Consider the following 13,078-nt stretch of genomic DNA (forward strand, 5'->3'; position numbering starts at 1 on the left):
ACGGATGCAATGATCCAAATAGAGCTACGTCAGACCAATTACTCCCCTATATTATAATAAAATAAGTGCAGCTGTCAGAGTTAATTACTCTCCAACAACTACACTTTTATGGTACTAAATTTGAGAGCTGCCGAAACAGCTCCCAAAAACGGAAAATCAGGTTATATTATTGTATCGAATCTCCTTCAGATTCCCAGAACAGCGGATATCTTAATCTCTTTTTCCGTTTCACTGAGATCAAAGTCACCACCATCTTCCACAGTCATGTGTACCTCATACAGTACGTCTTCGGATAATGTATCCGGTGTTTCACCATCTTCTGTCTGGATATGCCATTTCTCTGCCGGAACTTCTTTCAAGGTACCATCTGCGCCATATGCATACAGCTTCATAGAACCTGTTTCCCCTGAGATTCCTTTCATACGTATTGCAACGGTCGTATTCGGATGTACATTCTCAATTGTGATCGTGTTCAGCCATCCTTCCACATCTCCCTGGCCGCCGTCTGCTTCAAATTTCTCCTGGCTTAACACATTGCGCATTGCCTGATCCAGATCCACCTTGCGGTAAGGCATTTCCGGCAGATATACAAACCTGTCCTGAAGTCTCAGAAGTTCCAGATAACCGGTCGGACAATAAAGTGAATTTCCGCTATTCCCGGCATACATACCGATAGCCATGTTATTGTATCCCGGTTTGTCAGAAATATCCATGGTAAATACAGTCTCGCCTGTCTCAAAATCAAGCATGATATACTGCCACATACCAGTTTCCAGATTCTGTACATATCCGTAGATATATCCGGTTGCTGTAGATAGTTTCATCATGGAAGTATCTGACAGATCACTTCTGCACCAGATACTCTTCATTTCGTATCCATCCTCAGTCTTAATCGTATCTACTCGTTCTATACCCGGCGCGATCATTTTATTGCCCTGTCTCAGCCAGCCCACATCATAAATATTCTCATAGCTTTGTATTGAGGAATCATTATCTGCTTCTCCAAGCTTCGCACTTCCTGCACCAAACCAGTTACATACGATCGTGCTTACTGTTCCCTCTCCATCATCATATACAATTGCAGAATTTTCCACAGACACCTGTGTACCTTCCGGAAGCTCATCTATAACAGGCATACTCGCAACCTGTTCTCCTGTTTTCATATCCACCGCAATAAGATTTACCGGATCCTGATTATCTGTAAACATAACCAGATCTTTGGTCAGAGACGGGGAACATCCACCTCCCCATGCAAGACCGCCACCTGTCGTCTCATCGCCTTCTTTGCTTTCCTTGGCACCCACACTTTTATAGGAAGTTTCCCAGACTTTTTTCACACCATTATCCGCCTGGAGCAGATAACACTTCAAATTTGTCAGAATGACCGCACCCTCCTTAGATGCCGCAATACCATTCTCTGCACCCTCTCCCGGTTCCAGTTCATATACAAACACTGCATCTGACAGATCCACATCTTCTCCATTCAAGATCTTATCGATAGCTGCACGTGAAACATAGCCAAAGGTTCCCTGCTGTTTTCTGTCGGGATAAATGCGGAAGCCTCCTGTTGCAAACCAGAGATTTCCCTCATAATCAAAAACTACAGATAACAAGTTCTGATCCAGTGTTTTTCCAAGCGCTGCCTCTGCTGCCGCTTTAATGTCGATATCCAGAACCTTCTCAAATTCCGGAAGTACATTTCCCTCCTCATCTGTAGCCTTAAGCATAAGTACCCGATTATCGTTCGTCGGACACACAATGCGATTGCTCTCATCTACAAAAGAATATGAACTCTGTATCAGATAGCTTCCATTGTCATGCTGTTTTGGTGAAAAATAGCCCAAGGTCTGTGCCTCATCTGCATTAATATCACGAATCGCCAGGCCACCCAGAAGCGGAACCACAGAATGTCCATAGGAATCAAAAAAGACTGCCGGGGAAGCATTGGGATTAACTTTTTCATAAGAAACATTGATCTCAGAATAAATATCAACAGGCAATACCTCATCTGTTGAATCTGTATTATAGCAGTCATGATGAATATTGGAATCACTTGCTGCCATATATGGATTCACATCCATAGCCTTCGGTGTAAGTGCCTTGATCGGAAGTTCTGATGCCTGACCAGCACTTTCTTCTGTCTGTGTTTCCTCTGCATATACCGTATTTACTGCCGGTTCAGATGCTATAGCTGTTATAAAAGCGATCATTGCAAGAATTAAAGCTCTTTTCTTCATATTATTTTTTCCTCCTGAGTGTTTTTTGTTATATTACTTTTCTTCGTTCAAACCAGACGGAAAGTCCTTCTTTTATTTTCTGCTCTTCCACAGGCTTCATAAAAAAATATTCTATCCGCATCCTGAACGCATGAAGCGAAAAATCAAGATCACTGCACCAGATGATCCCACATTTCGGATACAGGGAACGGAGATGTTCTGCCGCATTCAGCCCGGACACCCCTGGCAATGCAAGAAACACCACTGCCGGTACTGTTTTTCGTGTCCGCCCAAAAAACTGTTCCTGATCCTGATAGATTTCAATCAATGGAAAAACTTTCTTTTCTGTACAGTAATTTCTGATGTATTCCGCACAGCTCTGTCCTTCCTGTTCCTGATCAGTCAATATGGCAATACAATACACGACATCCCTCCTCTTCCATTTGCTGTACTCCCATTTGTTATCCTCATTATAAAAAAGTCATAAATTTTTTCAATAATTCTGTCACGAAACGGCAGAAAATGGCACGAATTGTAAATCTATGGTATTGTTTTGTGATATACTTATAGCAGAATTTTATGAAAATTGCGGGAGCTGCTTTGCAGCGAAGCAATTCGTAGATATCAAGTTAGGGGCAAAATGCCTTTTGACCCTAACATCATTTTATAAACAAAGGAAGATTTACTATGCGAATTGCAATTGTTGATGATATTTCAGAAGAACGGACACTGCTGCGAAACAGACTGGAATCTCAGTTTTCCAGGCGCAATGTCCATACAGATATATTGGAATATGAAAATGGAGAAACTTTCCTGACAGCAGCAAAGGAATGTCCGTTCACTGTGGTGTTTCTGGATATTTATATGAATGGATCCAACGGGATTGATACAGCAAAAGAACTTCGCAGATCAGATACTGACTGTCTGCTGATCTTTACAACAACTTCTACCGACCATGCATTAGAGGGATTCCAGGTCCGGGCTCTGCACTATCTTGTAAAGCCCTACAGTGAAAATGATATTTCCGCACTGGCAGATGAAATCCTTTCCCGCATCCCGGATTCCGGGAAATACATAGATGTAAAGGTAAACGGCAGCAATATTCAGATTCCTTTCCGGGAAATAATCTACGCAGAGCATTTTTCCCATATGATCCACATCCACACTGCCGGTGAAAGGGAACTGGTCACCCGTCAGTCCTTTGACTCCTTCATAACCTCCCTGAAAATGGACTCACGTTTCTATCAGTGTAACCGGGGCGTTGTGATCAATCTGGAACATGCCGTTGATTTTGAGGAAACAGGCTTTCGCCTTGATAACGGAAGCAATGTCCCGGTAAGCAGGAAGCTACTGAAAAACGCCAGACAGACATTTATGGAATTTCTGTTCCAAAGGAGGTCCTGAAATGACTGACATACTTCGCCCTGTACTTGAACTTTCCGTAATCATTCCCGGTATACTGCTGGCATATCTGCCTGTAAAAAGCTATCTGAGACAGACACCGCTTAAGCTGACAGCATGGCTTCTTCCTCTTCTTCTGGGAATCTGTATTTTGGGAGGAGCGGTTTGCTGTACCCTGCAAATTCCCACCAGATGGTTCCTGTTTCCTCTGCTGCCTGTGATTATGCTCATTTATCACAAAACGCTGAAAATCTCTGTCTGGAAATCTGTCAGTATTTTTCTTGCAGTCTTCGCAGTTTTTACATGTGTCAAAAGTTTGTCCCGGGCAGTTAATGCACTTATGACCGCAGACCTGCATATTACAGAAAATGAACTGTGGTTTCACACCGGTGCCGGGATTTTCTATAACGTGATCTGTCTGCTTTTTGTTCTGGCAGCCTGGTATCCTGCCCGCCACTGTGTACAGACAATGATCACAGACGAGAACTTTGCCCAGACCTGGTACGTATTCTGGATTCTTCCGGTAATCTTCATCGGAGTGAATCTTTTTATGATTCCTAAATACCGCAGTACTTTATATACCGGACGTGTCCTGCAGTGCTATATTGTTTTCAGTCTTGTATCGCTCATAATCCTGCTCCTGTTTTATGCCATGTTTCTTATGATGGCAGTCAGCCTGAACAGAAATGCCAGACTTCAGCAGGAGAACCATTTTCTTTCCCTCCAGCAGGAAAGATACGAGAATCTCTGCATGGCTATTGAAGAAGCCAGACAGGCGCGTCACGATATCCGGCATCACTTTGTGCAGTTATCCTCTCTGGCAGAACAGGGTGACATGGAAAAGATCAAAAAATATCTCTCCGCTGCAACCGGAAAAATCTCTGACTATAACCTGCATTTCTGTGAAAATCAGGCTGTTGACAGTGTTTTCGGATATTATTCCACCCTTGCAGAAAGAGAAAACATTCCTTTTCATGCACTGGTTTCCCTGCCTGCTGATCTTTCCATAGATGAGATTAATCTGTGCCTTGTGTTTTCCAATCTGCTGGAAAATGCCATCCAGGCAAGTGTAAAAACAGAACCTGCCCGCAGAAAGATTAATGTGGAAGTTTATCCCCACCATAATCATCTCCTTCTGATCCATGTGGAGAATACCTTCGATGGCAAAATACAGCAAAAAAACAATATTTTCCAATCCTCCAAACACTCCGGAAACGGAATAGGAATCGAATCTGTCCGCCACATTACCGACAAAAACGGCGGTGCATGCAGTTTCACCTATGAAAACGGGATTTTCTCTGCAAAAGTTATGCTGAGTATTTGATTTTATTATCTTTACTCAGCACTACTTTGCAGTTTTTTCTGCTCCGACAGCAGATGACCTGTATTTACTTATACTATCCATACGGGCACTGGAATCAGCCTTTTATTTATACACTTCCCTTAGTCGAGATACATACAAATGTCAATTTTTATTCGGTTGCATCCGAGTCAATTGTGACCGAATAAAAATTTTAGATTTACGATTTTTTTAATATCATACACATAATAATCCACCCGGGTCGCTTTTCGCATGATCGTCACTATATTTTCCCTTTCAGAAATCGTTACTTTCTCCTGCTTTTCTTCCATCTCACTGTTCTGCACTTCCCGGACAAACTTTTTCTCTTCCTAAACAGTCTAACGATTTAAACAATGCATTTAAAGATTCTGATCTGAACCAGTCTATTTTTGAAACAACTATCTGAACAACAGTTGTGTTTTTCGTATTTTAGAGCAAGGATATAAAAATTAAGCAGGTACCTGTTCAAGTACCTGCTTAATCTAATTCACCACTTTTTTCCCAACAATATTTACACGAAAATACTCAATTCTGTAATCATCATCGCCGGTCTTATCTTCTTTCAGAATATCAATGGCGCCAAATCTATTATCTACAGTGAAAAACAATACTTCATAGTGTCTGTATAATGTTACCAATGTATAACGTAACCCTACAAAATCAATCTGCCAAGCCAAAAAGGATTATGTTCCTATTATTCTTTTTTTCTCTATCTGGACAGCTCTTATTAATAGAATACCAATTATAAATAAATCCCCCCATATAAAGGGAATAACTATTTTACTTCTTACAATTTTAATAGTTCCAGATAAATCCAACGGTTCATAAATATAAACTTTAATGTTTTCCGTAGAATAATCCCTGAAATCCTTCGGAACATTGACATGATAATGCTTATCCTTATATTTAAATGATACAGCGACATGAAATTTTGAAAAATTCGCACCATATTTGTTTGTAATTCCTCGGTCTGTTACTGCTGTTATTTCCTGTAAAGTATTTTTTTTATTATGACATGTGAAATAATTGTAATTTGAAATATAAAAACTATAAATAACAGCAAACACCCAAATGCTCCATATGATTACCCATTTAGTTTTAGGACTATCAAAAATCTTCATCTATCATCATCCTGTCAATATATCGTCCATTTAAACTTGTTCCCAAAACAACAACTAAAATTCATCCATATATTCCTGTATTGTATATCAATTATATCTTCTGTAAAAAAGAAGGCCATTGCAAAACGCAACAGCCTTAGAGCGTGTTTGAAAAATTATTCCATACACTCATTCAGAATTGAAGCCATCTTATCGATATGTTCTTTTGTGATCACAAGCGGAGGTACGATTCTCAGTACATCACTGCCTGCGGAAATCACCAGCAGTCCTTTTGCCAGCGCAGCCTTTACAACTTCACCTACAGGGCGGCCCTGGATCACGATTCCCTGCATGAAGCCCATGCCTCGTCTTGTTGCAGCGCATTCATGTTTTGCAACAATTTCATCCAGTTTCTGTTCCAGATATGGAGTCATTTCCTGTACATGTTCAATGATCTTATCATTCTCATAAATGTCAAATACTTTGCTGACTGCAGCACATACAAACGGGTTTCCGCCATAAGTAGTGCCATGATCACCTGGCTCCAGAGAAGCTTTGGCAGCTTTTTCGCCCAGTACAAACGCACCTACCGGCACACCACATCCAAGAGCCTTGGCACTTGTCATAATATCCGGCTGTACACCGTATGCCTGCCATGCAAAATAATGTCCGGTTCTTCCCATACCGCACTGAATCTCATCGAAGATCAGCATAATATCTTTCTCATCACAGATCTGACGCAGACCTTCCAGAAATTCTTTCTTTGCCGGATAGATACCACCCTCACCCTGAACAACCTCAGTGATAATTGCGCAGGTCTTATCTGTGATCTGAGCCTTTACGCTCTCAAGGTTATTGAAATCCGCAAACTTCACACCACCCATCAGAGGCTCAAAGGGCTCTCTGTAATGAGCAGTTCCTGTCACGGAAAGTGCTCCGATACTTCTTCCATGGAATGAATGGTTCATGGCAATGATCTCATGATCTGCATGTCCGTCACGTACATATGCATATTTCTTAGCTGCTTTTAAAGCACCTTCAATTGCTTCTGTACCACTGTTGGTAAAGAATGCCTTGCTCATTTTACTTGCCTTTACCAGCTTCGCACCTGCTTCGATAATCGGCTCATTGTAATATAAGTTGGAAATATGCATCAGCTTATCAATCTGATCTTTTAATGCTTCATCATATCCCGGATAGTGATATCCCAGAGAATTTACAGCAATACCTGCTGCAAAATCCAGATATTCCTTTCCCTCGGAATCATATAAATAACATCCCTGTCCCTTTTCAAAAACAACAGGAAAACGATTATAGGTGTGAAGGATACTCTCTTCAGATTCCTTCATCTGTTCATTCATGTTCATTGTAATATTTCTCCCCGTCTTCTCTCAGAATCGCAGTACCAATACCTTTGTTTGTAAAGATCTCCAGCAGTAAGCTGTGAGGAATTCTTCCGTCAAGGATATGGACTCTGTTAACGCCTTCTTCAATGGCATCAATACAGTTTTTCAGCTTCGGAATCATACCTCCGCCTACATAACCGTCATCGATCAGTTTCTGTGCTTCATCTACATGAAGTTCAGAGATCAGGCTGGACGGATCATCCTTGTCTTTATAAACGCCTTCAATATCAGAAAGGAATGCAAGCTTCTCAGCATGAACAGCCTCTGCAATGGCACATGCAGCATCATCCGCATTAATATTATAAGTAGCGAACTCATCGTCATAACCTACCGGGAAAATGATCGGCAGGAAATCTTTCTCCAGAAGATCTTCCAGGATCTTCGGCTCAACCTTTGTAACTTCACCAACAAATCCGATATCTCCGCCCTCTGTCTGTTTCTTGCGGCATTTCAGCAGACCACCGTCTTTACCACTGATACCAACAGCATTTACGCCAAGAGATTCCACCATGGCAACCAGTTCCTTGTTCACCTTCGCAAGAACCATCTCTGCAATCTCCATAGTATCTTTATCTGTGACACGAAGACCGTTAATAAATTTCGGCTCCATACCAACCTTGCCAACCCAGCGGCTGATTTCCTTGCCACCGCCATGAACGATGATCGGTTTGAAACCAACCAGTTTCAAAAGAACTACGTCTTTGATAACATTCTTCTTCAGTTCATCGTCCAGCATAGCGCTTCCGCCGTACTTTATAACTACGATCTTACGATTAAATCTCTGAATATAAGGAAGCGCCTCGATCAGCACCTCTGCCTTGTCCAAGTATTTCTGATTAACCATTTATCTTTCTCCTTATTCCCTGTATCTGTCTGAAAAATAAATCTTTCTTTTACCATAGAAAAATACCAATCTCTGTTTTTCAGACGAATCTTTGTAATCTATTTTACAATCTGACTGCCATCCTATCTGTTCTGACCAGAATCATTTCATTCTGTCTCAGTCAACAGCAGCTTATCCATTTCCTTTATTATGAACGGTAATCTGCATTAATCTTTACATAATCATATGTCAGATCACAGCCCCATGCAGTTGCTGTAGCATCACCCATCTTCACATCAGCGATCGCTGTAACAGCTTCCTCTGAAAGAATCTTAGTAGCTTCTTCCTCACTGTAATCTGTAGCAACACCGTTTTCAATAATCTTAATCTTTCCGGCCTTGCTTTCAAAATAAAGGTCAACTTTCTCCGGATCAAACTGCGCACCTGAATATCCCATCGCGCAAAGAATTCTTCCCCAGTTTGCATCATGGCCATAGATAGCAGCTTTTGTCAGAGAAGAAGTAACAACAGATTTACTTAATGTAACCGCCTGCTCCTTAGACTCAGCACCAATGATCTTCACTTCAAATAAAGCAGTCGCACCCTCACCATCACCGGCAATCTTCTTAGCCAGAGAAGTATTGATATAATTCAGTGCAGCCTTAAAAGTCTCATAATCTTCGCCCTTCTCTGTAATCTCCGGATTCTCAGCCAGACCATTTGCCAGAAGAAGAACGGTATCATTTGTAGAAGTATCACCGTCTACAGAAACCATATTGTAAGTATCTTTTACATCTTCACTCAGTGCTTCCTGCAGCATCTTCTTGGAAATCTTAGCATCAGTAGTAACAAAACCAAGCATCGTGCACATATTCGGATGAATCATACCAGATCCTTTGCACATACCGCCAATGGTAACTGTCTTGCCACCGATTTCAATCTGAACAGCAACTTCTTTCTTCTTTGTATCAGTAGTCATAATTGCCTTCGCAGCTTCTGTACCTGCTTCCAGAGAACCATCCAGCTTCGGAGCCATCATCTTTACTCCATTTTTAATACGATCGATTGGAACCTGCATACCGATAACACCAGTAGAAGCAACCAACACACTATCAGCAGCTACATTTAAAACTTCTGCTGCAGCATCTGCGGTTTCCTTACAATATCCATAACCTTCCGCACCAGTACATGCATTTGCAATACCACTGTTACAGATCACAGCCTGCGCATACGGATGATTATAAACAATATCCTGATCCCATTTAACAGGAGCAGCCTTCACAACATTTGTAGTAAAAGTACCCGCTGCCACACAAGGCACCTCACTGTAAACCATTGCCATATCAGTTCTGCCCTTATATTTAATCTCAGCCGCTGCAGCCGCTGCCTGGAAACCCTTCGCCGCTGTAACGCCACCTTCAACAATCTTCATAATTACATATCCTCCTAAAATTCCACAACTTCTCTCTTCAGGACCTGCCGCAGGTTCCCTGCGCAGTCCCGTCCAGTTACTGGAAAAATCAGCTCCGGAAATTATTTGTTTTTGAACGCATTTGCAGGGGCTGTAGTAACTCTTAGTGCTCGGGAATTTGCGTTATGAGGCGGCTGCATCACTGTCTGAACGAAGTTTGCAACGGCGCGAGTTTGACAAGACGCCTCATGCTTTTAGCAAATTCCCGAACACTTAGAGTTAGTAAGCCCCGAAACCGCGTTCAAAAACAAATAATTTTCGGAGCGTCCCCTTTAAGTCAATTATCTATCACGGACACATCGGTACCTGAAGCAGTCCCTCAGATTCCTTAAATCCAAACAGCAGGTTCATATTCTGAACAGCCTGTCCAGCGGCACCTTTTACAAGGTTATCCATAGCGCCCATCATAATTACTCTGTGAGTTCTAGGATCAATCTTGAAGTTCACATCTACATAGTTACTTCCTTCCACGCACTTAGTCTGCGGACACACATCCTTATCCAGCACACGAACGAAAGTCTCATTCTCATAATATTTATCATAAATTGCCTTCACTTCTTCATAAGAAACATCCTTAGTCAGAGAAGCATAAGCAGTTACCAGAATACCACGGTTCATCGGGATCAGGTGTGGTGTGAAGTTAATCAGAACTTCTTTACCGCATGCATATCCAAGCTGGTCCTCAATCTCCGGTGTATGTCTGTGAGTTGCAACACCATAAGCCTTGATGTTCTCATTTACTTCACAGAACAGATTCGCAACTTTCGCTCCACGTCCGGCTCCTGAAGTACCGGACTTCGCATCAATAATAATCGTGGACGGATCGATCAGTCCTTCTTTGATCAGCGGATAAATAGAAAGTGTAGAACAAGTCGGATAACATCCAGGGTTCGCGATCAGTCTTGCCTTCTTGATATCCTCACGGTTGATCTCACATAATCCGTAAACAGCTTCATCAATAAACTGCGGAGCCTTATGCTCGATACCATACCATTTCTCATATTTCTTCACATCTTTAATACGGAAGTCTGCACTCAGGTCAATGACTTTCGCTTTGGAAAGAATTCCTTCATTAATTAAAGAAGCGCAAAGTCCCTGAGGAGTTGCTGTGAAGATCACATCTACTTCATCAGCTAACGCTTCCATATTATCATCCATACATTTCGCATCTACCAGTTTAAAAAAGTTCTGATAAACATCCGCATATTTCTGGTCAATGTAACTTCTTGAACCATACCATGCAATTTCTACATCTTTATGTCCCAGAAGCAGTCTCACGATCTCGTTACCTGCATATCCTGTGGCACCGATAATTCCTGCTTTAATCATAATAATTTCCTCCATCTTTCGCCTTATCGGCAAGGTTTATTTTCCATTTTTCTTTTGCTCTTCTATTTCATGCTGTTGAGTATATCTTAGTTCTTTTTTTCTTATCTGTGAAGTTCTTTTTTATTGACGCCATTCTAGCTATATCTGCCGGCAATAAGTTCAACAGCATTGTAAAACTTTACTTTATCAGAGCGCTGGACTAATTATACATCTTACCTGCATAATATGCAATAGTCATTTTCCAATGTTTTTACATGGATTTTAATTTAGATTGTTCATTTTACCTTGTTTTTACCTATATTATGTTGCATATTTATGCAAAAATGAGTAAAACTTTTTTGTATTTTTCTATTGCATATTTATAAAAAAAGGTGTATATTATCACTTGTTAAGCGGAGTCGCAGGAATTCATCCTGTTCCGCATTGAATATTTATTCAAAAATTTAAATCAGAAATTCCCGCATTTATTCAAAAATAATGCGCTGAACTCCCGACCTATTCATTTACTTTCAGCAAACGGATATCTCAGGAAATTTTTACAAATTAAGAAAATAATAAAATCCAATTTCAGGAGGAATACAATCATGAAAGAAAAAGTCGTTTTAGCATACTCAGGCGGTCTTGATACCACAGCCTTAATCCCGTGGTTAAAAGAAACTTTTGATTACGACGTTGTCTGCTGCTGTGTAAACTGCGGTCAGGGAAACGAACTGGACGGACTGGATGAAAGAGCAAAACTTTCCGGTGCTTCCAAATTATATATTGAAGATATCGTAGATGAATTCTGTGATGATTTCATCGTTCCATGTGTACAGGCAGGTGCTGTATATGAGCATAAATATCTCCTTGGTACATCCATGGCACGTCCGGCAATCGCTAAGAAATTAGTTGAGATTGCACGTAAAGAAGGCGCTGTTGCTATCTGCCACGGTGCTACAGGTAAAGGTAATGACCAGATCCGTTTCGAACTTGGTATCAAAGCTCTTGCTCCGGATATCAAGATCATCGCTCCATGGCGTATGACAGACAAATGGACAATGCAGTCCCGTGAAGATGAGATCGCATTCTGCAAAGCTCACGGCATTGACCTTCCATTCGATGCAAGCCACAGCTACAGCCGTGACAGAAACTTATGGCACATCAGCCATGAAGGTCTGGAACTGGAAGATCCTTCCCAGGCTCCAAACTATGACAACATGCTTGTTTTAGGTGTTACACCTGAGAAAGCTCCTGATAAAGAAACAGAAGTTACAATGACATTCGAACAGGGTGTTCCGAAAACATTAAACGGAAAAGAAATGAAAGTTTCCGAGATCATCACTGAGCTTAACAAATTAGGCGGCGAGAACGGTATCGGTATCGTTGATATCGTTGAGAACCGTGTCGTTGGTATGAAATCCCGTGGTGTATATGAGACTCCTGGCGGAACAATCCTGATGGCCGCTCATGAACAGCTCGAAGAACTCACACTTGACCGTGAGACAATGGAAACAAAGAAGAAACTTGGCAGCCAGTTCGCACAGGTTGTTTACGAAGGAAAATGGTACACGCCACTTCGTGAAGCAATCCAGGCATTCGTTGAGTCCACTCAGAAATATGTAACAGGTGAAGTGAAATTCAAACTGTACAAAGGTAACATCATCAAAGCTGGTACAACTTCTCCATACAGCCTGTACAACGAATCTCTTGCATCCTTCACAACAGGTGACCTTTATGACCACCACGATGCAGACGGATTTATCACACTGTTCGGACTTCCACTGAAAGTTCGTGCTATGATGTTAAAAGAAGTTGAGCAGAACAAAAAATAATTAAATAAAATTATTTACAGCCAGATGAGTGATTTCACCCATCTGGCTGTTTCTATATCAATCGAGTAGGAGGGAAAATTAAATAAATTTTCCCGACCTCTCACACCACCGTGCGTACCGTTCGGTACACGGCGGTTCAATCAACTTAACAAGTAACACACCTTTCGGTGTAGTAATCT

General features: G+C 41.4%; 11 protein-coding genes. 3 read left to right on the forward strand and 8 right to left on the reverse strand.

From position 1 onward, the window contains the following. Positions 1–185 precede the first annotated feature (185 nt). Positions 186–2,237 carry a hypothetical protein gene (locus tag KQI87_RS15965; protein WP_216460960.1) on the reverse strand — a complete coding sequence of 684 codons (2,052 nt, stop codon included), beginning with the start codon at positions 2,235–2,237 and terminating at the stop codon, positions 186–188. A 28-nt stretch (positions 2,238–2,265) separates the two neighbouring features. After that, complete coding sequence (locus KQI87_RS15970) at positions 2,266–2,640, reverse strand: response regulator (protein ID WP_216460961.1); 375 nt, start codon at positions 2,638–2,640, stop codon at positions 2,266–2,268. A 263-nt stretch (positions 2,641–2,903) separates the two neighbouring features. Between KQI87_RS15970 and KQI87_RS15975 the strand changes: the two genes are divergently transcribed. Both KQI87_RS15975 and KQI87_RS15980 read left to right on the forward strand, forming a co-directional pair. After that, entirely contained in the window at positions 2,904–3,620 is a 717-nt protein-coding gene (locus tag KQI87_RS15975; protein WP_216460962.1) for a LytR/AlgR family response regulator transcription factor, read from the forward strand. A 1-nt stretch (position 3,621) separates the two neighbouring features. Beyond that, complete coding sequence (locus tag KQI87_RS15980; protein WP_216460963.1) at positions 3,622–4,941, forward strand: sensor histidine kinase; 1,320 nt, start codon at positions 3,622–3,624, stop codon at positions 4,939–4,941. Positions 4,942–5,441: 500 nt separating this feature from the next. Here the strand turns inward: KQI87_RS15980 and KQI87_RS15985 are convergent, their stop codons facing one another. The 6 genes from KQI87_RS15985 to argC form a co-directional block, all read right to left on the reverse strand. Further along, a complete protein-coding gene (locus tag KQI87_RS15985) occupies positions 5,442–5,636 on the reverse strand; it encodes a family 1 glycosylhydrolase (protein ID WP_216460969.1) in 195 nt (64 codons plus the stop codon). Positions 5,637–5,642: 6 nt separating this feature from the next. After that, positions 5,643–6,080, reverse strand: coding sequence for a hypothetical protein (locus KQI87_RS15990; protein ID WP_216460964.1), 438 nt, complete (start codon positions 6,078–6,080; stop codon positions 5,643–5,645). Between the two features lie 155 nt (positions 6,081–6,235). Further along, positions 6,236–7,426, reverse strand: coding sequence for an aspartate aminotransferase family protein (locus KQI87_RS15995; protein WP_216460965.1), 1,191 nt, complete (start codon positions 7,424–7,426; stop codon positions 6,236–6,238). Then, positions 7,413–8,309, reverse strand: a complete 897-nt coding sequence (gene argB / locus KQI87_RS16000) for an acetylglutamate kinase (RefSeq protein ID WP_216460966.1) — start codon at positions 8,307–8,309, stop codon at positions 7,413–7,415. Before argB ends, KQI87_RS15995 begins: the two co-directional genes overlap by 14 nt. A gap of 187 nt (positions 8,310–8,496) precedes the next feature. Beyond that, on the reverse strand, positions 8,497–9,720 hold the full coding sequence (gene argJ, locus KQI87_RS16005; protein ID WP_216460967.1) for a bifunctional glutamate N-acetyltransferase/amino-acid acetyltransferase ArgJ: 1,224 nt from the start codon (positions 9,718–9,720) through the stop codon (positions 8,497–8,499). A gap of 327 nt (positions 9,721–10,047) precedes the next feature. After that, positions 10,048–11,088 carry an N-acetyl-gamma-glutamyl-phosphate reductase gene (gene argC / locus KQI87_RS16010; protein WP_216460968.1) on the reverse strand — a complete coding sequence of 347 codons (1,041 nt, stop codon included), beginning with the start codon at positions 11,086–11,088 and terminating at the stop codon, positions 10,048–10,050. Positions 11,089–11,672: 584 nt separating this feature from the next. Between argC and KQI87_RS16015 the strand changes: the two genes are divergently transcribed. Then, positions 11,673–12,899 carry an argininosuccinate synthase gene (locus tag KQI87_RS16015; RefSeq protein ID WP_008706208.1) on the forward strand — a complete coding sequence of 409 codons (1,227 nt, stop codon included), beginning with the start codon at positions 11,673–11,675 and terminating at the stop codon, positions 12,897–12,899. Positions 12,900–13,078: the final 179 nt, after the last annotated feature.

Origin of the sequence: Blautia sp. MSJ-9 (assembly GCF_018919065.1) — a bacterium.
GTDB lineage: Bacteria > Bacillota > Clostridia > Lachnospirales > Lachnospiraceae > Blautia_A.

Coding starts and splice junctions, on each gene's coding strand:
- KQI87_RS15965 (WP_216460960.1), bottom strand. CDS start 2,237: ATGAAGAAAAGAGCTTTAATTCTTGCAATGATCGCTTTTATAACAGCT.
- KQI87_RS15975 (WP_216460962.1), top strand. CDS start 2,904: ATGCGAATTGCAATTGTTGATGATATTTCAGAAGAACGGACACTGCTG.
- KQI87_RS15980 (WP_216460963.1), top strand. CDS start 3,622: ATGACTGACATACTTCGCCCTGTACTTGAACTTTCCGTAATCATTCCC.
- KQI87_RS15990 (WP_216460964.1), bottom strand. CDS start 6,080: ATGAAGATTTTTGATAGTCCTAAAACTAAATGGGTAATCATATGGAGC.
- KQI87_RS15995 (WP_216460965.1), bottom strand. CDS start 7,426: ATGAACATGAATGAACAGATGAAGGAATCTGAAGAGAGTATCCTTCAC.
- argB (WP_216460966.1), bottom strand. CDS start 8,309: ATGGTTAATCAGAAATACTTGGACAAGGCAGAGGTGCTGATCGAGGCG.
- argJ (WP_216460967.1), bottom strand. CDS start 9,720: ATGAAGATTGTTGAAGGTGGCGTTACAGCGGCGAAGGGTTTCCAGGCA.
- argC (WP_216460968.1), bottom strand. CDS start 11,088: ATGATTAAAGCAGGAATTATCGGTGCCACAGGATATGCAGGTAACGAG.
- KQI87_RS16015 (WP_008706208.1), top strand. CDS start 11,673: ATGAAAGAAAAAGTCGTTTTAGCATACTCAGGCGGTCTTGATACCACA.